This is a genomic window from Acetobacter sp. A11-2 (assembly GCF_040208445.1).
Classification (GTDB): Bacteria; Pseudomonadota; Alphaproteobacteria; order Acetobacterales; family Acetobacteraceae; genus Acetobacter; species Acetobacter oryzoeni.
Genome location: NZ_CP157843.1, coordinates 1,345,506 through 1,366,970 on the forward strand (window position 1 = coordinate 1,345,506; position 21,465 = coordinate 1,366,970).

Annotated in this window: 17 protein-coding genes; 9 read left to right on the forward strand and 8 right to left on the reverse strand. The window is 56.7% G+C overall.

What is annotated here, in order from left to right; all coding sequences use genetic code 11:
* The first annotated feature begins 89 nt into the window (after window positions 1-89).
* The 3 genes from ABNV41_RS06450 to ABNV41_RS06460 are packed head-to-tail and all read left to right on the forward strand — an operon-like array spanning window position 90 to window position 3,156.
* A complete protein-coding gene (locus ABNV41_RS06450) occupies window positions 90-1,535 on the forward strand; it encodes a S41 family peptidase (protein ID WP_087651390.1) in 1,446 nt (481 codons plus the stop codon).
* Window positions 1,536-1,555: 20 nt separating this feature from the next.
* Window positions 1,556-2,647, forward strand: a complete 1,092-nt coding sequence (locus ABNV41_RS06455) for a divergent polysaccharide deacetylase family protein (protein WP_050819586.1) — start codon at window positions 1,556-1,558, stop codon at window positions 2,645-2,647.
* Window positions 2,644-3,156 carry an RNA pyrophosphohydrolase gene (locus tag ABNV41_RS06460; protein ID WP_050819585.1) on the forward strand — a complete coding sequence of 171 codons (513 nt, stop codon included), beginning with the start codon at window positions 2,644-2,646 and terminating at the stop codon, window positions 3,154-3,156. The genes ABNV41_RS06455 and ABNV41_RS06460 overlap by 4 nt, the downstream gene beginning before the upstream one ends.
* A 75-nt stretch (window positions 3,157-3,231) precedes the next feature.
* On the opposite strand, the gene ABNV41_RS06465 is transcribed toward ABNV41_RS06460, so the two are convergent.
* The 5 genes from ABNV41_RS06465 to ABNV41_RS06485 form a co-directional block, all read right to left on the reverse strand.
* Window positions 3,232-4,809, reverse strand: coding sequence for a DHA2 family efflux MFS transporter permease subunit (locus ABNV41_RS06465; RefSeq protein ID WP_050819584.1), 1,578 nt, complete (start codon window positions 4,807-4,809; stop codon window positions 3,232-3,234).
* Window positions 4,806-6,011 carry an HlyD family secretion protein gene (locus tag ABNV41_RS06470; RefSeq protein ID WP_087651391.1) on the reverse strand — a complete coding sequence of 402 codons (1,206 nt, stop codon included), beginning with the start codon at window positions 6,009-6,011 and terminating at the stop codon, window positions 4,806-4,808. The genes ABNV41_RS06465 and ABNV41_RS06470 overlap by 4 nt, the downstream gene beginning before the upstream one ends.
* 172 nt (window positions 6,012-6,183) lie before the next feature.
* Window positions 6,184-7,977 (reverse strand): ABC transporter ATP-binding protein, encoded by a 1,794-nt coding sequence (locus ABNV41_RS06475; protein WP_050819582.1) that lies wholly within the window; start codon window positions 7,975-7,977, stop codon window positions 6,184-6,186.
* Window positions 7,978-8,034: 57 nt separating this feature from the next.
* Window positions 8,035-9,228, reverse strand: coding sequence for a CCA tRNA nucleotidyltransferase (locus tag ABNV41_RS06480; RefSeq protein ID WP_050819581.1), 1,194 nt, complete (start codon window positions 9,226-9,228; stop codon window positions 8,035-8,037).
* Window positions 9,225-9,830, reverse strand: coding sequence for a DUF1285 domain-containing protein (locus ABNV41_RS06485; protein WP_050819580.1), 606 nt, complete (start codon window positions 9,828-9,830; stop codon window positions 9,225-9,227). The genes ABNV41_RS06480 and ABNV41_RS06485 overlap by 4 nt, the downstream gene beginning before the upstream one ends.
* A gap of 82 nt (window positions 9,831-9,912) precedes the next feature.
* Here ABNV41_RS06485 and ABNV41_RS06490 point away from each other — a divergent pair, with 82 nt between their 5' ends.
* From ABNV41_RS06490 to ABNV41_RS06510, 5 genes are read left to right on the forward strand one after another with little or no spacing between them, the layout of a single operon-like run.
* Window positions 9,913-10,950 carry a MoxR family ATPase gene (locus tag ABNV41_RS06490; protein WP_155467988.1) on the forward strand — a complete coding sequence of 346 codons (1,038 nt, stop codon included), beginning with the start codon at window positions 9,913-9,915 and terminating at the stop codon, window positions 10,948-10,950.
* Window positions 10,951-10,955: 5 nt separating this feature from the next.
* Window positions 10,956-11,939 carry a DUF58 domain-containing protein gene (locus ABNV41_RS06495; RefSeq protein WP_050819578.1) on the forward strand — a complete coding sequence of 328 codons (984 nt, stop codon included), beginning with the start codon at window positions 10,956-10,958 and terminating at the stop codon, window positions 11,937-11,939.
* Window positions 11,936-14,731, forward strand: coding sequence for a DUF4159 domain-containing protein (locus ABNV41_RS06500; protein WP_050819577.1), 2,796 nt, complete (start codon window positions 11,936-11,938; stop codon window positions 14,729-14,731). The genes ABNV41_RS06495 and ABNV41_RS06500 overlap by 4 nt, the downstream gene beginning before the upstream one ends.
* The gene (locus ABNV41_RS06505) at window positions 14,728-16,872 is read left to right on the forward strand and encodes a hypothetical protein (RefSeq protein ID WP_050819576.1); all 2,145 of its coding nucleotides are present in this window, start codon (window positions 14,728-14,730) and stop codon (window positions 16,870-16,872) included. The genes ABNV41_RS06500 and ABNV41_RS06505 overlap by 4 nt, the downstream gene beginning before the upstream one ends.
* A gap of 23 nt (window positions 16,873-16,895) precedes the next feature.
* Window positions 16,896-17,564 carry an ankyrin repeat domain-containing protein gene (locus ABNV41_RS06510; protein ID WP_087651394.1) on the forward strand — a complete coding sequence of 223 codons (669 nt, stop codon included), beginning with the start codon at window positions 16,896-16,898 and terminating at the stop codon, window positions 17,562-17,564.
* A gap of 60 nt (window positions 17,565-17,624) precedes the next feature.
* Here ABNV41_RS06510 and ABNV41_RS06515 read toward each other — a convergent pair whose 3' ends face one another.
* The 3 genes from ABNV41_RS06515 to ABNV41_RS06525 all read right to left on the reverse strand — a co-directional run bounded on the left by ABNV41_RS06515 (window position 17,625) and on the right by ABNV41_RS06525 (window position 19,788).
* Window positions 17,625-18,728 (reverse strand): site-specific DNA-methyltransferase, encoded by a 1,104-nt coding sequence (locus ABNV41_RS06515; RefSeq protein ID WP_003622780.1) that lies wholly within the window; start codon window positions 18,726-18,728, stop codon window positions 17,625-17,627.
* Entirely contained in the window at window positions 18,725-19,372 is a 648-nt protein-coding gene (locus ABNV41_RS06520; RefSeq protein ID WP_080986775.1) for a ribonuclease HII, read from the reverse strand. Before ABNV41_RS06520 ends, ABNV41_RS06515 begins: the two co-directional genes overlap by 4 nt.
* Window positions 19,373-19,482: 110 nt before the next feature.
* Window positions 19,483-19,788 carry a CsbD family protein gene (locus ABNV41_RS06525; RefSeq protein WP_003628207.1) on the reverse strand — a complete coding sequence of 102 codons (306 nt, stop codon included), beginning with the start codon at window positions 19,786-19,788 and terminating at the stop codon, window positions 19,483-19,485.
* 112 nt (window positions 19,789-19,900) lie between these two features.
* Between ABNV41_RS06525 and ABNV41_RS06530 the strand changes: the two genes are divergently transcribed.
* Window positions 19,901-21,295 (forward strand): MFS transporter, encoded by a 1,395-nt coding sequence (locus ABNV41_RS06530; protein ID WP_050819574.1) that lies wholly within the window; start codon window positions 19,901-19,903, stop codon window positions 21,293-21,295.
* The last annotated feature ends 170 nt before the right edge of the window (window positions 21,296-21,465 follow it).

Consider the following 21,465-nt stretch of genomic DNA (forward strand, 5'->3'; position numbering starts at 1 on the left):
ACCTTGGCCACACCCCTATTGTGCTGGCTGAAAAGACAGGAAGAACACGCAAGGGCCACATACAGCCCTGCGACAGGAGAGACGATCGCATGAAGTTCCGCACAGGTCTGATGTTCGGCGCCACTGCCTTAACCGGCCTTGCCCTGGCTTTTCATCCGGGCCACTTTTCTGGCTCTGCCCTTGTAGCTTCCCCCGCGCAGGCTGCCACTGCGCCAGATGCCACACCCACCACAAACCACGCTGAAACATACCGGCTTCTCACACTGTTTGGCACGGTTATGGACATGATCCGCCAACAGTATGTGGAACCTGTTTCAGACCGTGATCTAATTACAAATGCGCTGAATGGCATGTTGAGCGGGCTGGACCCGCACAGCTCCTACATGACGCAAAAACAGTATGATGACATGATGGTGCAGATGAAGGGCGAGTTCGGCGGCCTTGGTCTGGAACTTCAGCAGCAGGATGGGCATATCCGCGTTGTATCCCCCATTGATGGCACACCGGGTTTTCGGGCTGGCATCAAGCCGGGCGATTACATTATTGCCGTAGATGGCCACCCGATTGACGGCACCCCGCTGGACGAAGCCGTGAAGAAAATGCGCGGCAAGGCCAACACCAAAATTACCCTGACACTGGTGCGCGAAAAAACACCCAAGCCAATTGTGGTGACGCTAACGCGTGAAGTGATTCACATCGATGTGGTCAAATCCGCGCTGTATGACCGGGTGGGGTACATCCGCGTGGCACAGTTTAACGAAACCACGGAAAAAGAACTGCTGAAGGCTTATAACAGCCTTAAACAGCAGGCTGGTGGCAAGCTGGCCGGGCTGGTGCTGGATCTGCGGAATGATCCGGGCGGCCTGCTGGATCAGGCTGTGGATGTTTCTTCCAACTTCATTCGCTCGGGTGAGATTGTTTCCACCCGCTCGCGCAACCCCAAAGACAGTCAGCGTTGGGATGCCCACGGCACCGACATTACTGATGGTCTGCCGCTGGTGGTGCTGATTAACGGTGGTTCCGCTTCTGCTTCCGAAATTGTTTCCGGCGCGTTGCAGGATCATCACCGGGCAGTGCTGGTTGGCACACGTTCCTTCGGTAAGGGGTCTGTGCAGTCCATTATCCCCATTCCGGGTAACGGTGCCGTGCGGCTGACCACCGCGCGTTACTATACACCTTCTGGCCGCTCCATTCAGGCGCTGGGCATCACGCCCGATATTGTGGTGAAGGAAACGCGGGAAGACCCGGCCTTCAGCCTGCGCGAAGCTGATCTGGAACATATTCTGAAAAATCAGGGTGGCAACCAGACCAAAGCACAGCCGCGCACAGATCTGCCTGCCATTGCCAAGGATATTCCAAACGAACCGCCAGCAAACTGGCCGGAGTTTGAATACGACAAGCCCACAACAGACTTCCAGCTTCAGGAAGGCCTGCGCATTGTGCGCTTTATGGCGGGCCTGCCTTCTCCTGATCCGGCTGCATCTCTGCCACCTGCCAAGCAACCCGCCAAAACGGATAGTGCAACGCACCACTAAGGGCGCGAAAGGGAAAGGCCATGCACACTCCATCGCTCTGGCAGCAACTGCCCTCTAACGGGCGCGCCTTTATCCGCTTTTGGGGCGGGTGCGCCACAGCTGCTGTGGCGCTTGCCATAGGGTTACAGGTTATGGGGCCGCCCGGCCTTTCCATTGAGGGGCAGGATATTGATGTTTCGGCAGATTCTGCTGCCAAACAATCCTCCCCCGCGCAGCGCACCACCATTCCGGGGCCGCAGGCTGATCTGCTGGAAAGCAAGAATGGGCCGGGGGGCTTTCCCCTCCCCAAAGTGGGTGCGCATGATCGCACACCCAAAAAGGTTTATGCCGCCCCTGCGGTGGATGTGCCACCCGGCACCCCCATGGTGGCATTGCTGATTGATGGCATAGACCAGACAGATGACCTGACAACCGAAGCCATAAACTCCCTGCCCGGCCCGGTTTCTCTGGGTATTTCACCTTATGCCGCCAACCCTGAAGAATTGATGAACGCAGCACGCCAGCACAGGCATGAAACGCTGCTTTCTCTCCCCATTCAGGATAACGCCACCAAGAACACAGATGCCGGCCCCAAGGCACTTGGGTTGCTGCTTTCACCCCAGCAGAACATGGATAATCTGAACTGGGCGCTTTCTCATCTGGCGGGCTATGTGGGTGTTACCAACGCCTTTGCAGGCCAGAATGGTGGCAGTTTCCCGCAATCTGAAAGCTTTAAATCTCTGGTAAAGGCCATAGACCAACGTGGTCTGCTGTATCTGGATGCCACACCCGGCACACAAACCGAAGGGGCTAGCAGCACTGCCACCGCGGATGTGGTGGTGAACACGGATACGGATATTGTCAACATTGATATCCAGTTGCTGAAACTCCAGCAAATGGCACGGCAGAACGGGCGTGCCATTGGCATTTTGGGGCCATTGCGGCCTGTGGCCATGGCCTGCCTGCGCGCGTGGTTGCCGCACCTCAAAGACATGGGCATTGCGTTGGTGCCAGTCAGCCAGATTGTTCTGCCGCCAGATATGTCTGCTTACGGCCCAGCCGCCGCAGATGGCAGCATGCATGTGAACCTTTCCAACCCACGTGTGCAGCAGCAAGGCCAGCCGCAACAATGACAGACGCAAGCTCTCCGTCCCTTCCGTATCGCCCTAATGTGGGGGCCATGATCTTTCATGCTGATGGACGCATTTTTATTGCCCGGCGCACGGATATGCCCGGCGCTGGCGGCCCATTGAGCGAAGGTACATGGCAATGCCCCCAAGGCGGCATTGATGCCGGAGAAGACCCCCAAAAAGCCGTACTGCGCGAAGTGGCGGAAGAAATTGGCACAGATAAAGTGCGTATTCTGGCCGAACATCCAGAATGGATTACGTATGATCTGCCCCAGCACCTTATAGGCCGTGCATTGGGTGGGAAGTATCGGGGCCAGACACAAAAATGGTTTGCCTTGGCTTTTGAGGGCACAGATGCCGATATCCGGCTGGATGCCCAAACCCCAGCAGAATTTGACGCATGGCAATGGATAGAGCTTGCCACTCTGCCCCAGCAGAATGTCGGGTTTAAAAAACCGATTTATGAACGCTTGGTGCAGGATTTTGCACAATTTGCAAAACCCCGCGCATAAACATAACGCACAATAAAAAAGCTCCCTGACCAACCATAGTCAGGGAGCTTTTTTATTGGCTTTTTGCTGCGCTTTTTAATGTGCGCCAGTCGTTTTGCCGCTGCCTGTAATGGCAGAAAACAGGAAGCAGAACGGCACGCACAGGAACGAGCCGATACCCAAGATCATAAACACTTCGTTGTAAGAAAGCATGGCCACCTGCCGGGTAAATTCCTGAAACAGGGTATGCTGGGCAATAGCCTGTGCGGCACCAGGGGCGTATCCGTGGGCTGTGGCAACACCTTTGGCCTGTGCCAGATAATCATTATACGGCTGATGGTACGGTGTCATCCACTGCACCATGTAGGACTGATGCGCCTGCCGCCGCTCTGTAAGCAGTGCCGTAGCACCAGAAATAGCCAAAGACCCCAACACGTTACGCGCCATACTGAACAGCGCCGAGGCATCTGCATTCAGCTTTTCGGGAATGGTGGAATACGCAATGGTAGAAAGCGGCACAAACAGAAAGGCCAAACAGGCTGTCTGGCTCATGCGGAACAGCATGAGGTGGTGGAAGTCCAGCAATGGCAGCAAATGGGCAGACCAGAACAGAGCGATGCCCATAAGCCCAAAACCCAGTGCAATCACATTGCGCACGGGCATCAGCGTCATCAACTTACCCACAATCGGGATCAGGAAGATAACGGCAATCCCGCCCGGAGAAAGCAGCAAGCCAGAAATTGTGGCCGTGTAGCCCATAACCTGCTGGGCAAACTGCGGAACAATAATGGCGGATGCATAAAGCAGCGCGCCCATTGCCCCCATAAGTGCTGTGCCCACCGCAAAGTTGCGGTCCTTGAACACGCGCAAATCCACCGCCGGGTTTTTGGCATGCAGCAGCCACAAAATGGCGCCACCAATGCCCAGAAACGCCAGAACACCCATAATGCGAATGAAGGTAGAGCCAAACCAGTCTGCATCCTCACCACGGTCCACCATCACTTCAAGGCTGGCAAAACCAATGGTAATCAGGCTGATGCCAATGGCATCTACCGGGGCTTTCTGTTTACGCGCCCATGGTGGATCTTCCACCAGCGCCATCACACCAACGGTGGTAAGAAACCCGAATGGCACGTTGATGAAGAAAATCCAGCGCCATGAGAAGTTATCGGTAATCCACCCACCCAGCGTTGGGCCAATAACCGGCCCCACAACCGCTGCAATGGCGGTAAGGCCAAACGCTGCGGCACGCTTTTCGGGCGGGAAGCTATCCAGAATAATGGATTGCTGGTTGGGCTGAAGCCCTCCGCCAAAAAAACCCTGCATCAGACGAAAAATAACCAGTTCTGCAAGACTGGTAGCCGTACCACACAAAAACGATGATACGGTGAACATAACAATACAGATAAGAAAGTAGTTTTTGCGGCCAAAAACCTTACCGAGCCACCCAGAAATTGTCAGCACAATCCCGTTGGCTACCAGATAGGCCGTGAGTGTCCACGTCGCATCATCATACGTGCTGGATAGGCTCCCTGCGATATGCGGCAGGGAGACGTTCACGATGGTTGTATCCAGAATTTCCATGAACGCCGCCATGGTAACAACAAAGGCGACAGTCCATGGGTTATGCTTCGGCTTCCACCCGCCGGGGGCTACTTCGGCCTGTGTGCTCATTGCGCAGCCGGGGCCGGAGTTGCAGGTTCTGCCCCATCACGCGGCGGGGCATCAGAATGGCCTTCTGTATCAACATGCACAGTAGGCACTACGGACATACCAAGTGCCAGCGGCTGGTTGGGGTCCAGACCATCATCAATCAGGATTTTAACAGGCACACGCTGCACGATTTTTACGTAGTTGCCTGTTGCGTTTTCTGGCGGGAAGGCACTGAACTGCGCGCCCGTGCCTTTTTGCAATGAATCAATATGCCCATGCACCTTGAGGGATGGATAGGCATCAACCTTGATATCCACCTTCTGGCCGGGCTTCATGCGGGTAATCTGGGTTTCCTTGTAGTTGGCCACCACCCACACTTCTGGCTGTACAATGGACAGTATATTCTGCCCCTGCTGCACGTAATTGCCCTGCTCCAGATTACGCTGAGAAATCCAGCCATCATGCGGAGCACGAATTTCTGTCCATTCCAGATTCAGGTTGGCTGTTTCCAGCCGGGCCTGCGCAGTTTTAACCGCGGCCTCTTCCTGACTGATCTGGATGGCGGCGTTCTGAATATTGGGCTGCACGGGCATGGCCATCTGCACGGCACCCTGTGCGGCTATCACGCGGGCCTTGGCGGCATCCAACGCCGCGCGGGCGGAATCTATATCCTGCTGCGAGGTTGCTGCACGTTCCACCACATGCTGGCGGCGGAAATCTGTTTGCGCCTTAAATTCCTGCGCCTTGGCGGCTTCTAGCTGACCTTTTGCCTGCAACAGCTTACCGGGGAACTCCAGCATGGCCACCATGTGCATCATGTCACTGGCATTTTTGGAGGCCTGCGCACTTTCAACCTGTGCGGCTGCCTGATCTCGCGCTGCTTTCCAGTCTCGCGGGTCTATGCGGGCCAAAAGCTGGCCTTTGCGTACAAACTGGTTATCGTTCACCAGCAGTTCCGTCACATACCCACTCACATGCGGTGCAATGGTAATGGCACGCCCTGCGGTAAAGGCATCATCCGTTTCCACTTCATTGCGAGTCATAAACCAGTACACACCGGCACCTACAGCCAGTACGGCAATAACCCCAGTGAGAATAATCTTGCGGCGGGGATTTTCTTTTTTCTTTTCTTCTGGCTTGGCTGGTGCGCCGGTATTTGCGGAAGACTGGTCGTTGTGGTCGTCTGTCATACTGTTCCCTGCCATCTCAAACGCACGGCGCATACCCTGCTTTTTCGGTCACTCTTTCTCTGACCGAACTGGTCGGTCAGAGTTGTGGCATGTTCACAGGCGGGCATCAAGTCGCACATGGTATTCAGCGCACGTGCAACCTGGGTTTTTAATGTTTTGCTGTAAAAAAGACGCAGTTTGCTACGTCTGATCTGCAGTGCTAGCCTTAGCGTTCCAGCCCCTGCGTTCTGACCAGACGCGCATACAGGCCATTTTGCGCCATGAGCTCATCATGGTTTCCGCATTCCACGGCATGCCCTTCCTGCATCACCACCACCAGATCAGCCGAACGCACGGTAGAAAGACGATGAGCCACAACAAGCGTGGTGCGCCCTTGGCGCAGGGTTGCCAAGGCATCCTGCACGGCGGCTTCGTTTTCACTATCCAGCGCACTTGTGGCCTCATCCAGCAGCAGAAGGCGCGGGTTGCGCAGCAGTGCACGTGCCAAGGCCACACGCTGCCTTTGGCCGCCAGAAAGGCGCTGCCCGCCCGGCCCCACTATGGTTTCATACCCTGCGGGCAAAGCCAGAATAAACTTTTCAGCCGCTGCGGCCTTGGCTGCAGCCTGCACTTCTTCTTCCGTAGCTGTGGGGCGGCCTATCAGAATATTGTCGCGCACAGAAAGATCAAACAACAAAGGGTCTTGGCTAACATAGGCAATGGCATCTCGCAGGCTGGCCAGCGTCAGATCACGCAAGTCCTGCCCATCCAGCAAAATGCGGCCAGATGTTACATCATGCAGGCGCGGCACCAGAGAAAGTGCGGTGGACTTACCTGCCCCAGATGGCCCCACCAAAGCGACAGTAAAGCCGGGCTTGGCCTCAAAATTCAGGCCAGAAAGGCCAACCCGCCCATCTGGGTAAACAAAACCTACGTTTTCAAAAACCAGATCACCCTGACCAGCGCAAAGAGGCACAGCATTCGGGCTATCGGCCACAGCCGGTTTTTCATCAATAATTTCAAAAATGCGCACAAGCCCGGCCAAACCTTCCTGCAAGGCAGCATTCAAGGCGCCCAATGCACGCAGAGGGCGCGCTGCCAGCAACAAAGCAGCCACAAAGCCAGAAAAATCTCCCAACGTGGCGCCACCCATAGCCGCACGCCAGCCTGCAAAACCCAATACGGCCGCCACGGCTGAGCCACCCAGTGCTTCCAGCAAGGGGTCAACACGCGCACGGCCCCGCGTAATGCGCAACATGGCCTGATGCAGATGATCAAAAGAAATAGCAGCGCGCTCTTCCTCGCGCTGTTCAAGCCGATACACGCGCACGGTGCGCGCCTGACTAAAGCTTTCCGTTAGAAATGCGGCTGTTTCCCCAATCCGTTCCTGCATGCCGCCAGAAGCGCGGCGCACACGCTTGCCCAGTTTTTGAATAGGCACTGCGGCAATAGGGTAAAGCAGCCCGGCAATCAGGCTAAGCTCCCAATCCATGTAGAACATGGAGGCAATCAGCCCCACCACGGTCACAACATCACCCAGCGAGTTCACGGCCCGGATCATGGCTTCACGGATGGAAACGGCATCCGTGGTAAAGCGAGCTGCCAGCTTGGCCGGAGCCTCGCGCTCTACATCGGTAATATCTGCCTGCACCAGATGCGCGAACATCTCGCTTTGCAAACCGCGAATAACCTTGAGCACCAACCCTTGAGACGCCAGCGTTTGCGCGTATTGGGAAATGGATTTGGCAACCGTAATCAGCACCACCAGCAACGGCACCTGATACAGAATGCGGGAATCGTGGCTAGAAAACATATCCAGCGCGCGCTGGATAACCAGCGGATACAGCGCCGTAAGCCCGGCGGTTAACACCGTAAGCAGCACAACAGCCGTAAGGTTACCGGGATAATGGCGCACCTGCTCCCGCCATAACCTCCTCAGAAGCACGCGGGTATCATCCGGCAACAAATCGCGGGATGAACGGGACGAACGGGTAGAGGAAGCAGATGCTTGTGACGTCATGCGCTCTTCTCTAACAGCCTCCCACCCTTTCACGTAAGAGGCTGGCGCATGGTTTTATTATGGCAACGCTTTCACCTGCCTTAACGCATGGGCCAAACAGGCCTGTTTATCCGCTGTGCAGCCGCCCTGTTGCCACCAGTTGCGCACATCTTTCAGCACCTGCCCAACATGCGGCCCCGGCTGGCAACCTGCCTCCAGCAGATCTCGCCCTGCTAGGGGGAACACAGGTATTTCAAGCTGCGCCAGACGCTGGCGCAGTTCTGTGCCCAAAACCTCAAGATGCCGCGCCTGATACAGCCAACTGCGTGCAGCCAAAATATCCGGCGAGGTATCTGCCAATAAGTGGCGTAATTGCGCATCATACATATCGGGCAAAGGCACGGGTTCAGCCTGCATGGCCTTCAGACGCGCGGCTTCAGCGCGAGAGAATTTAAGGCGGCGCGCCAGATCCGCACTTTTTGCTGGCACCAAAGCTGCCAACCGCAGCAGGGCATCTGCTGGCGGATGACACGCCATTAACTGCGCAAACAAAGGCACATTTGTACCTTCTGGCAGCAGAACAGGCAAAATACCGGCCTGCTGCATCAGATACACAACTTCCAGCACCTTCGGCCCAGCCAGAATACGCTTGAGTTCAGACCATATACGCTCAACAGACAGGCCGTTCAGCAATTCTGCCTGTGCGGTAATGGCGTGCATGGCCTGTGCATCTGCCTGCCCACGCCCGTAGCGCCCCCAGAAGCGAAAAAAACGCAAAATACGCAGGGCATCTTCCTGTATCCGCAGCGTGGCATCGCCTACAAAGCGCACAGTTCCATCTGCCAGATCATGCTGGCCGCCAAAATAATCGTGCACAGTGCCCGTGCTGTCACAGGACATGGCGTTGATTGTAAAATCACGGCGCGCGGCATCTTCCTGCCAGTTGTCTGTCCAGCACACCACGGCGTGGCGTCCGTCTGTTTCCACATCTCGCCGTAGGGTTGTGATTTCATAGGGCGCGGAATCGATCACCGCCGTGACCGTGCCATGCGCCAGCCCTGTGGGCACAACTGTCATACCCTGCGCCTTCAGGCGCTGCATGACCTCCTCGGGCGGTTGTGGCACTGCCAGATCAACGTCCGCAATGGGGCGCTCCACCATCAGGTCACGCACCACACCACCGACAAGACGCGCTTCAGGCAGCACGGCCCATATCTGCTCCAGCGCATGCAGGCGCGCAGGCTCCAAGCGGTCCAATAAAGTTGGGGTCATGCGTCGCAATCTGTGCCGGATGTTTGCCTGGCCAGCGGAAAAAAGCAGCCGCAGCTCCAAACGCCCATGCAGGGAATACCCTGGCACATGCCCGGCTCTGCCAAAGCTGCCAGTTCGTACCACACCGGGCGAGATAAACGCGCCTCTAGCGGAAAGTGCCGGTTATCGCCTTCCCGCAGCCGAATGTAAGGGGGGCAGCTCTCCGGGCAGGCTTCTGGTGGCATGTTCCAATCTGTCCGAATCGGGTGCTCCGGCCCGGCCACCACCACTTCATCCATATTGGTGCGAAAACACAGGCGCTGCATTTTGCCACAGCCCGTCCAATCTAGCTCTACCGCCAGAAAAGGCACGTCTTCCACCTCAATATACCCGGTCTCAAAAGGGGAGCGCAGCAGGTATGCCCCTTTTTCATCCCGCGTGAGCATGGAGCCAAACATGCACAGCATGGCCTTACGCTTTATGGGCGTGCCCCGATAAAGCCACACACCATCACGCCGCACCAGAAAAGGCAGATATCCCAAGTCATGCCTTTTTCTTTCCGGGCTTTCCTGATGCCCCGAACAGGCAAGACTGTCGCCACTCACTGCGTGTTCGCCTTTCACTGGCCTATCATCCTGTAATACGTGTCCATACCGTCATCCTGATGATATAGGGATGATACCCCGCTTGATGTAAGCCCCGTATGTGCTTCACACTGGAACCATGACCGCATCAGACGCATCGCAGCCCGCGCAACAGCCCTCCTCTCCTCCCGAAGTGCGGGAGGCAGACCGTATCTGCGAACGGCTGCAAGCCGTGCAGCAGGAAACCTCTCGCATTGTTTTTGGCCAAAAACAGGTTATTCGCCAAACACTTGCCACCATTCTGGCTGGTGGGCATGCGCTTTTGGTGGGCGCTCCCGGTTTGGGCAAGACATTGCTGGTCACAACTTTGGGAACAGTGCTGGGGCTTGATTCGCGCCGCGTGCAGTTTACGCCAGATCTTATGCCCTCCGACATTACGGGCAGTGAAATTCTGGATGAAGATGCATCAGGCCATCGCAGTTTCCGTTTTGTGCCCGGCCCCGTGTTTTGCCAACTGCTGATGGCGGATGAAATTAACCGCGCCAGCCCGCGCACGCAGTCTGCCCTGTTGCAGGCCATGCAGGAACACCGCGTAAGCGTGGCCGGAACGGAATACCCCTTGCCGCGCCCCTTCCATGTTCTGGCCACCCAGAACCCTATGGAGCAGGAAGGCACCTACCCGCTGCCAGAAGCGCAGCTTGACCGCTTTATGCTGCAAATCCCGCTCTCCTTCTCTGATGAAGCAGCGGAACGGCAGATGCTGCTGGCCACCACTGGTGCACAAACAGAACAGCCTCAAACCCTGATGGACGCTGCAAGCCTGCTGGAAGCACAGGCACTGGTGCGCCGCATTCCGGTAGGTGAAAAAGTGCTGGATGCCATTCTCAATCTGGTACGCAACGCCCGGCCAGAAACCACGCAGGATGCCACCTTGCGTGAACAGATTGCATGGGGCCCCGGCCCACGTGCTGCCCAAACGCTTATGCTGGCCACGCGTGCGCGTGCTTTGCTGGATGGCAGGCTTTCCCCCAGTCTGGATGATGTTGCGGCACTGGCACAGCCTGTTCTGGCCCACCGTATGGCGCTGACTTTTGCTGCCCGTGCTGAAGGTGTGCAGATTCAGGATGTAATCTCCCGCCTTCTGCAACAGCTGGGTTAAAGCCATTGCGCGGCCCATCTTTTCTTACCGCCGCATTCCGCCGCAATAAGGCTGGCACCACACAGGCACCGCATTTTGCCACGCAGGCAGATGCGTCTGTTGCCATCGGGCAACCTGCCGCCCTTACCCAACAGGCGCAGGCTTTGGCAGCACGCATGCCCGATCTGATTGTGCAGGCCAACCGCACAGCCGCCACGCTAGCAGCCGGGCAGCACCCGCAACAGCGTGCGGGATGGGGCGATACCTTCTGGCAATATCGCCCGGCCCAACCGGGGGAACCTGCCGCGCACATAGACTGGCGACAATCTGCCCGCAGCACCCACGCCTATGTGCGCGAAACAGAAGCCGAAAGCGCACAAACCATTCTGTTATGGTGTGATCTTTCAGGTTCCATGAACTGGCAATCCCGCACCAACATTCCCACCAAATTGGAAAGCGCCATTCTGCTTACGCTGGCAATGGCCGCCGCTCTTGCCCGTGGAGGAGAGCGCATTCGCCTGCTTTCCTCCTCCGGCATGGTGCATTTGCCTTCTGGTGGCAGCCTGCTGGAACGTCTGGCATTAGCTTTGGTGTTTCAGGCATCCACACCGCAAAAAAATGCCCTACCCGCCGCAGCCGCATTACCGCGCCACGCGCATTTGCTGCTGGCCAGTGATCTGCTGTGCGAAACAGACGCCCTGCGTGGGCTGCTCCATCAATGCGCGGCCCGTGGTGTGCGTACGCATGTGCTGCATATTGCAGACCCGGCCGAACTTTCACTCCCCTATGAAGGGCGTGTTGAATTTACGGGGTTGGAAGGCGAACCGCCCATAGAGCTGCCGCATGTGCAAACATTGCGTGCAGATTACACCCATCTGGCATCAGCACGCAGCGGCCAGATTGAACAAATGGCCGTAAGCCTTGGGCATGATTATCTTTGCCATGTAACAGATACCCCAGCCACACCCACACTGTTGGCCCTGCATAATCTGATGGGCCGCCGGGTATGATATTTCTGGCTCCCCTTGCCCTGCTGGGGCTTCTTACGCTGCCACTGGTGTGGTGGCTTGTGCGTGCAACACCGCCGCGCCCACGCCAACAGGCATTTCCGCCCGTAAAACTGCTGGCCAGCCTGAAACCACGCCAGACCGAAGCCGCACGCTCTCCGCTCTGGTTGCTGCTGTTGCGCCTTTTGGCCGTTACCTTGTTGGTGCTTGGCCTCGCCCGGCCTGTGCTGCCGGGGCATAATGCCGCCCAGCAAGGCTTTGGCCCGGTGCTGCTTGTTATAGATAACGGTATGTTCAGCGCCGCAGACTGGAACGAACGGCTAGCTGCTGCACAAAACCTTCTGGATGATGCCGAACGCGCCAAACGCCCTGTGCTGTTGCTGACAACCGCACCAGAAGCAGAAACATCCGCTGCAGAAAACCTCGCCCCTCTGCCAGTTGCACAGGTGCGGCAGCACTTGAACGCGCTGCGACCCGAACCTTGGCAAGTGGATCGCTCAGCTTCCGCTCATACACTGGAACATCTGACAGCACAGACATTTGGCAGCGTTCTGTATCTGGCGGATGGCATAGCCACCTCCGGCGATAATGCCTTTACGCACACCCTGCAAAGTTTAGGCCATGTGCGCGAAGTGCGCTTTCCACACCAAAATGCTGTGGCTTTGGTGCCAATGGCCGATAAAGGCAGTAACGTCATGGCCCGCTTGGTGGCAATGCCAACGGCGGCTCCACGCGCCTTTAACGTTGTTGCACACACGCAAGATGGTGGCACGCTGGCTGTTGTGCCCGTAACCCTGCCCGCACAATCCGCCTATGCCGATATTTCGGTAAACCTGCCAGCCGCTGTGCGTAACCGTATAGACACACTTACACTTGCAGGCACGGCCAGCGCGGCCACCACGGTGCTGATGGATGAAAGCAGCCGCCTGCATCCGGTCGGCCTTCTGGCTTCTGGTGGCGCAGATACACCTTTGGTGGGGTCTTTGTTCTATCTGCGTCGCGCCCTTGCACCTTCTGCCGAATTGCATGAAGGCACGCCAACGGCTCTTTTAAGCCGCCCACTTTCTGTTTTAATCGCGCCAGATGGCACGTTGGCAGACCCGGAAACACGGGAAAAAGTGCGCGAATGGGTGAAAAATGGCGGCACGCTTATCCGCTTTGCTGGCCCAGCCCTTGCCGGCGCCCAGCATGATGAGGCTGCCGAAAGCGCAGAAAGCGAAAACACCCAGCCACCTACGCAAGACCTGCTGCCCGTTGCCTTGCTGGATGGCGCACGCCAACTTGGCGGTTCCATGACATGGGGCACACCACAAAAACTTGCCCAGTTTGATGCAACCTCTCCCTTTGCCGGGTTGGTGCCCCCCAATGATGTTACGGTCTCACGGCAGGTTCTGGCCCGTCCCTCCGCTACACTGACCGAACATACATGGGCCCGGCTGGCAGATGGCACGCCACTGGTAACACACGCAACGTTGGGCAAGGGAGAGATTGTACTGTTCCATGTCAGCAGCACCACGGATTGGTCTAACCTGCCGCTTTCCGGGTTGTTTGTCTCCATGCTGCAACGGCTGACAGACCACGCAAACGGCGTGAGCGTACCTGCGGATGATGCCATATTGCAGCCTGCCCTTACGCTTGATGGCGCAGGCGTTGCTGGCCCTCCGCCACCATATGCTCGGGGCCTGAAAGCCTCTGCCTTTGCCACCACGGATGTATCCCCCGCGCACCCACCCGGCCTGTATGGCCCCGGTTCCGGCCGCCGCGCCTTGAATGCAGCAGATCATATTGCCGCGCTGCATTCTGAAAGTGCTGTGGGGGTTATTACAGACCCCGCAGGCCAACAGCCGGATGTGCCGCTTGGGCGCTTCTGCCTTCTGGCTGCTCTTGTTCTGTTGTTGCTTGATGGTGCTTTGGCGCTACTGATGCGTAAGGGATTTTTGGCGCCTAAACGCACCAACGTGGCCGCCATGGTTATGGGGGGCATGCTGCTTGGTATGGCTGTTCCTGCCCATGCAGCAGATACACAGTCACCTGCCCCTGCGCCGCAAGCTACGCCCTCCGTGCCCGGAGCAGCACTTGAAACACGTCTGGCCTACGTTTTAACGGGGCACGCAGATGTAGATGAAGCCTCCCGCCAAGGGCTTCAGGGGCTGGCAGATTTCACCAATGCCCGCACATCTGCCGTGCTGGGCCACCCTGATGGCGTGCACCCCGAAACGGATGATCTGGCGTATTACCCATTGCTATACTGGCCCATTACGCCAGATGCCCATGCCTCCCCCGCCATGATAGCCGCACTCAACCGCTTTATGGCGCATGGTGGTATTTTGCTGATTGATACCCAAGGGCAGGACACACCAGACAGCACCTCAGATGATGCCAGCTTTGCCGGCGATGCCCCGGGCACACGCGCCGCCCTGCGCCGTGCCACAACAGGGCTGACAGTGCCACCACTTGTGACCATGAATGACCATCACCTGCTGGCACATACCTTTTACCTGCTGCATGATTTTCCGGGCCGCTATGCTGGCCAGCCCATATGGGTGGCGCGTGAAGGTGATGCGGGGAATGATGAAGTCAGCCCCATCATTATCGGCTCGGCAGATTGGGCACATGCGTGGGCGGTTGATCCATCTGGCAACACGCCCTTTGCGGTTATTCCCGGTGGGGCGGAGCAGCGTTTGCAGGCCTATCGCTTTGGGCTGAATATTGTCATTTACGCGCTTACCGGCAGCTACAAGGCGGACCAGGTACACGTGCCCATGCTTCTGAAACGGCTGGAAGACCGGCCATGATGAACAGTTTGATGCAATCTATCGGTTTTGCGCCATTGCTGCCTTTATGGCTACTGGCTGTGCTTGGCGTTGCGGGCGTGCTTCTTTGTGCGTGGAGCCTGTATAACGGCGCGCGCGGGGCCTTATTACGCCTGGCCGCTCTTGCCTCACTTCTGTTCTGGCTGGCGGGCCCGCAGCACCTGCGCGAAAGCTGGCATAGCCTGCCCCAAACCGCCCTGATGCTGGTAGATCAATCTCCCTCCATGTCTATCGGGCAGCGGGCGGCTATTGCCCGGCAGGCTGCGGATGCATTGGCGCATATGCAGGTGGATGGGCTGAATATTCGCACCATTACAGTGCGCCAGAACGGGCACGATGGCACACGCCTGTTTGAAGCATTAGATCAGGCCGCAGCAGATATCCCGCCCGATCAGCTTGCTGGTGCCATGATGGTTACAGACGGTCAGGTAGCTGATGTTCCGGCCAACCTGCCTGATCGCCTGCGCCCGCGCACCGCTACGGGGGAACAAACCACCCTGCCCCTGCATGTGGTGCTAACTGCCAAAGGTGAGGAAACAGACCGCAAGCTCCAGATACTGGAAGCACCGCCCTACGCTATTGCCGGGCAACCTGCACATTTGCGCGTATTGGCAGAAGATTCCGGCCCCAACACGCACGCCGGCACGCCAGCAGAACTGACCCTGCGTGTAAATGGGGAAGAACCTGTGGTTATTCCTGTTGTCACAGGCACGCCGCAGGATATCAGTATTCCCGTTGCCCGACCGGGGCAGATGCTCATAAGTCTTTCGGTTTCTCCTTTAGAGGGGGAAGTCTCACAACTGAATAATCAGAGCATCACCCATATTATGGGCATTCGGGATAGGCTGCGGGTTTTGCTGATTTCCGGCACCCCCAACCAAGGGGAACGTGTCTGGCGTAGGTTGCTGAAAGCCGACCCTGCGGTGGATCTCATTCACTTCACCATTTTGCGCCCACCAGAAAAAGATGATGGCACGCCGCTATCTGATCTGGCTCTGATTGCTTTTCCCGTAAAGGAACTGTTTCAGGACAAGATCAACCAGTTTGACCTGATTATTCTGGATGGTTTTGAAAACCGTAGCATTCTGCCCCACAGCTATTTGGAAAACATCGCCAATTTTGTACGCCGTGGTGGTGGGCTGTTGCTAACAGCCGGGCCGGAGTTTGTAGGCCCCGGATCACTTCAGGAAACCCCTGTGGGCGATGTGCTGCCCGCACATGTACCACTGGAAACTGGTATGGTGGAACACCAGTTCCGCCCCCGGTTAACGGCTCAGGGCCGCCAACACCCTGTAACGGCAGCTCTCTCTGGCGCGCCAGATGCAAATGTGCCGGATAGCACAACAACCGTTGCCGGTGCATGGGGCCCATGGTACCGCGCCCTCAAGCCAGATAGCACACATGGTGAAGTGCTGATGAGCGGGCCAGATGCTGCCCCCCTGCTGGTGTTGGACCGGGTGGATCAGGGCCGTGTGGCCCTCCTGCTTTCTGACCAGATCTGGCTTTGGTCTCGCGGGGAAGGTGGTGGCGGACCGCAGGCGGAATTGCTGCGCCGGATTTCCCATTGGCTCATGAAAGAGCCAGAGCTGGAAGAAGAACAACTGGCCGCCAGCATTACCGACAACGTGTTAACCGTAACACGCCACAGCATCAGCACCGAAGCCACACCACCTGATGTAACCGTTACGGCACCTTCGGGCACACATACAACGCTACACCTGCATGCCGCCCCGCAGGATGGCAGCCAAACGGCAACCTTGCCTGCAAACGAAACAGGCATCTGGCAGATAACGGATGGTGCGCACACCGCCTACGCAGCCCCTGTGCAAAGCGATATCCGTGAAATGACGGATTTACGGGCCACGGCCACCAAGCTGGCACCTATGGCGCAACAATCGGGCGGAGGGGTGTTCTGGCTGGGTGCGCCGGGGCATCTGGCCATACCAACCATTCGGATGGCAGAATCTACCACTCTGCACGCCGCAGATTGGCTGGCCTTTCCGCAGCGTGGCGCCCATATTGTTACGGGTAAAAGTGCAGAGCCGTTATTGCCAACATGGAGCATGCTGCTGCTATCCCTCACCTTCCTTTTTGCTGGATGGTGGCGTGAAGGCCGGAATTGATACCAGCAGGGAAAGAGCGAGGTGTGCGGTCTCTCCACTTTCGCACCATTATACGGTGTGATAGCATGACGCATACGTGTAATGATGGACAGACAATGACCCGTTTCTGCCGCCTTGCTTCTTCTGCCATGCTTATGGGCAGTTTTGCCTGCTTTGCCACCTCTCCTGTCTGGGCACAGGCACAAGGGGGCGATGAAGCAGCCGCAGCTGAAGACGCCAAAAAGGCGGAAGATGCACAGGCTGCCAAACGGGCCGCCCCACCCACCAATATTCCCGGTGCATCCGGTTTGGATGAAGATGACGGGGATAAATCCAACAAGGATGTGGAACCCACAGCCGCTCTGTTTGATGCCATCAACCGTGGCAGCATTTCTGCTGCAAAAGATGCCATTAACCGTGGGGCAGATCTGAACGGACATAATATTCTGGGCCAGACACCGCTGGATATGTCTATCGACCTCAACCGGAACCCCATTACCTTCCTGCTGCTCTCCCTCCGCACACCGGCTGATAATCCGCGTTCTTACGGTGGCGGCATGGATGATGGGGGCGCGGAACCTGTTGTTTCTGGCGGCATCAACAATGCCCGTTATGAACAGGAAGAACAGAAGCGCATTCAAGAACGGCGTTACGATAGCACCGGCGGCACCGCGCAGCCTTCTGTTGGCTTTTTGGGCTTTGGTGGCAGCTAAAACGCTGCCTTTTTATATCTGTTTTTAAAGTATTTTCTTGATTGTTAGAAAGAAGCGCAGTTAGGCCTGCGCTGTTTTCTGGAGTGTTTCCTGCCGCAGCACATCAAGCTGCAACAGTTCCCCTGCCCGTTCAAAATGCCAGAATGTCCAGCCATTGCAGGATGGGGCGTTTGTAAGCTGCGCACCCAGCTTGTGAATAGAGCCGCGCTTGGTGCCATTTACCAGCGTGCCATCGGGTGAAACTGTGGCATGCACACGGCGTTTTTTGTCACACACCACTGTGCCAGCGGCAATCACTCCCTGCTCCACCAATGAGCCAAAAGGAATACGCGGGGCTTCGCGCTTGTCCTGTGTGGTCTGCACGGCATCGGCTTCCAGCGGTGTTTCAGCAGCCACACGCGCCATGGCAGCTTCTACGTAATCCGGGTGGCGTTCAATACCAATAAAGTGCCGCCGCAAACGGCGCGCCATGGCAGCCGTGGTGCCCGTGCCGGAGAATGGGTCCAGAATAACATCGTTTACTGTGGTGGAGGCCAGCAACACGCGGTGCAGCAGGCTTTCCGGCTTTTGGGTGGGATGTAGCTTCAGGCCGTGTTCATTCCGCAGGCGTTCATTGCCTGTGCACAGGGGCAGATACCAATCTGAGCGCATCTGCACATCATCATTCAGGGCCTTCATCGCCTGATAGTTAAAGCGGTAGCGGCTATCCTGCCCACGCGCGGCCCAGATGAGGGTTTCATGCGCGTTGGTAAAGCGCCGACCACGAAAATTGGGCATGGGGTTGGATTTACGCCACACAATGTCATTCAGAATCCAGAAGCCCAGATCCTGCAAAATGGCGCCAATGCGGTAGATGTTGTGGTAGGAGCCAATCACCCAGATTGTGCCATCCTTGTGCAGCACGCGGCGGGCTTCTGCCAACCATGCACGGGTGAAGCGGTCATATTCTTCCAGATCGGAAAATTTGTCCCAATCATCATCCACGCCGTCCACCAGCGTATCATCTGGGCGGCGCAGTTCCCCACGCAGCTGAAGGTTGTACGGCGGATCTGCAAACACGCAATCTACAGAGCCAGAAGGCAGGGAGCGCATGGTCTCCACACATTCACCACGGAGGATCTGATCAAGAGGGAGTTCCATGGATGCTGATTTTGCGCCGCTCATACCTGCTTCTCCGCCGAATAATGTTCTTCTAGCTGCCGGCGCACTGTGCCGAACGTCTTTCTGTGGTGCGGTGTAATACCCACGCTGATCAGCGCCTTGCGATGAACAGCCGTGCCGTAGCCCGCGTTTTTCTCCCAGCCGTAATCAGGCCAGCGTGCATCCAGCCGGGCCATGGCGCGATCACGCACCACCTTGGCCACAATAGATGCCGCAGCAATAGACAGGCTCACCCTGTCTCCGCCCACAATGGCCTGTGCAGCGCAGCCAAAATCCGGCAGCTTGTTGCCATCCACCAGCACATGGTCTGGCAGGCGCGGCAGGCGGCCTACCGCCCTTTGCATGGCCAGATGGGCTGCATGGTGGATGTTCAGCTTATCGATTTCCGCAGTGGAGGCCGCCCCAATGCCGATTTCAATACCCGGCACCTGTGGCAGGCGTTCCGCTATGGCTTCGCGCACAGCTGGTTTTAATTTTTTGGAATCATCAATAACGGCGGCAAGATCAGCAGGTACACCAGCGCCAAACACCACTGCGGCAGCAACCACGGGGCCTGCCAGCGGGCCACGGCCCACTTCATCCACCCCGGCCACTCGGCCGCCCAGTTGCTGTTCCCGCGTAAAGTCCGGCATTGCCCCTCTTTCCATCCATTTGATGCGACTCGGCTAAATTAACCGAGTCGCATCAACTGCGACTCCGCAGAGAAGGAGAAGCATTTTTTTACCTAGGAGCGCAAGAGTCCCGGTAAACTAATTTTTCAAGAACGCTTGCGACGGGGGAAGATCAGCCAGCCCAGAACAAGGCCAATGGCAGACACAATACCCAATGAAAGCAGGGGTTTATCACGCACAAAGGTGGCTGCCTTTTCCAGCACGCCTTCACCTTCTTCGTACAGGTCTGCAAAATCCTGCTGCATGTGGCCAGCAAACTGATCGAACTTGCCTTCAGCCTGCATGCCAATGTTACCTGTCAGACCGCCCACGGCATCCTTCACATGGCCTTTGGCATCTGTTGCTGCGCCTTCAACCTTGCTTTCAACATTTTTGATTTTATCTTCAGCCATGACTTTTTCCTTAAACTTTGAGTGCAATCCTGCCCGCCTGCTTGCCGTAACAAAACAGTGCTTGCAGGATCATAGGTTGCATCAGACCGCAAAAACACGTTTCTGACTAGGCATGCCACGCCCGACCAAAGCGCAGTTCACCGCCCTGATCGTTGCCTCCATGATGTTTATGGAACAGCTTGATGGCACCATTCTGGCAACAGCTCTGCCTTCTATCGCTAACAGTTTACACGTTGATACAGTTGCAACCTCTGTTGCACTTACATCGTATATTATTGGTCTGGCCATTTTCATACCGGCTTCTGGCGCGTTGGCAGACAGGCTGGGCAGCCGCTCCGTGCTAATGGTGGCCATCTGCATTTTTGTAACCAGCTCTCTGCTTTGTGCGCAGGCAAACTCCCTGCCCTTTCTGGCCTGCATGCGCACGCTGCAAGGTATTGGCGGTGCCCTTATGGTGCCCATAGGGCGGCTGGTGATTATCCGCAGCACACCGCGTGATCAGCTTGTACGCACCATGACGTGGATGATGCTGCCCGCCACGCTTGGCCCTTTGCTAGGCCCGGCGGTAGGTGGATTTATCACCACGTGGTTTTCATGGCGGTGGAACTTTTACCTCAACATTCCCATCGGGTTGGTTGGGCTGGGGCTGACGTGGCGCTTCATTCCACAAATTTATGAACCCTCACCCCCGCCATTTGATTTGAAAGGTATGGTGTTAGCCGGTGGCGGGTTGGCTCTGCTTTCTGTTTTTGCAGAACTGTTCAGCCACGCTGAAGGCTCTATCTCTTTGCGCTTGGCCATGCTGGGGGCTGGTTGCCTTTTGATGGCCATTTACTGCATCCACGCCTTTCGCATTCCCGCGCCATTGCTGGACTTCCGGCTGATGCGTATTCCCACGTTTCGGATTTCGGTTTTTGCGGGCGCAGCCTCACGCGTGGCTGTTGGGTCTCTGCCTTTTCTTATGCCGTCTTTCCTGCAAATCGGTATGGGGCTGAATGCCGCACAAAGCGGGTTGGTCACATTTACAGCGCCTATTGGGGCGTTACTAACGCGCCCCTTTGTGCCAGCCATTCTCAAACGCTGGGGCTTCCGCAGAGTGCTTATGTTTAATGGTGTTTCTGCGGCTGTTGTTTTTACATTGGTGGCCAGCTTTCGGCTGCCGCATGCGTTGTGGCTTTTCTCACTTATCTTAGCATGTGCGGGCGCTGCGCAAGCTATCCAGTTTTCCGCCTACAACACCATTGCCTACGCGGATGTGCCTGCAAGCAGCATGAGTGCAGCAACCAGCCTGTATTCCACCATGCAGCAGATCATGCTTTCTGCTGGCATATGTATTGCTGCGGGCACGCTTACGGTGCTGGGGCAAATATATGGCCACACCACACCCACTTTGGGTGATTTTTCCGCCGGTTTTCTGGTAACTGGGGCTGTATCTCTGCTGGCGGTGCCTTTTGCTGCACGCCTTGCGCCTTCTGCCGGGGCCTCCATGAGCGGCAACAAGCACTAAAAAAACGTAACAAGCCCTTCCCATATCCATGTGGTACGTTTTACGGTGAAAGCAGGATTTTCTGCTTTCCGGCACATATCAATTCCTTCAGATGGATTATAAAACCTTATTCTGGCCTTTATTTTCCTGTCTGAACCAACACTCCTTATTTTCAGGTAATACGCAGCGCG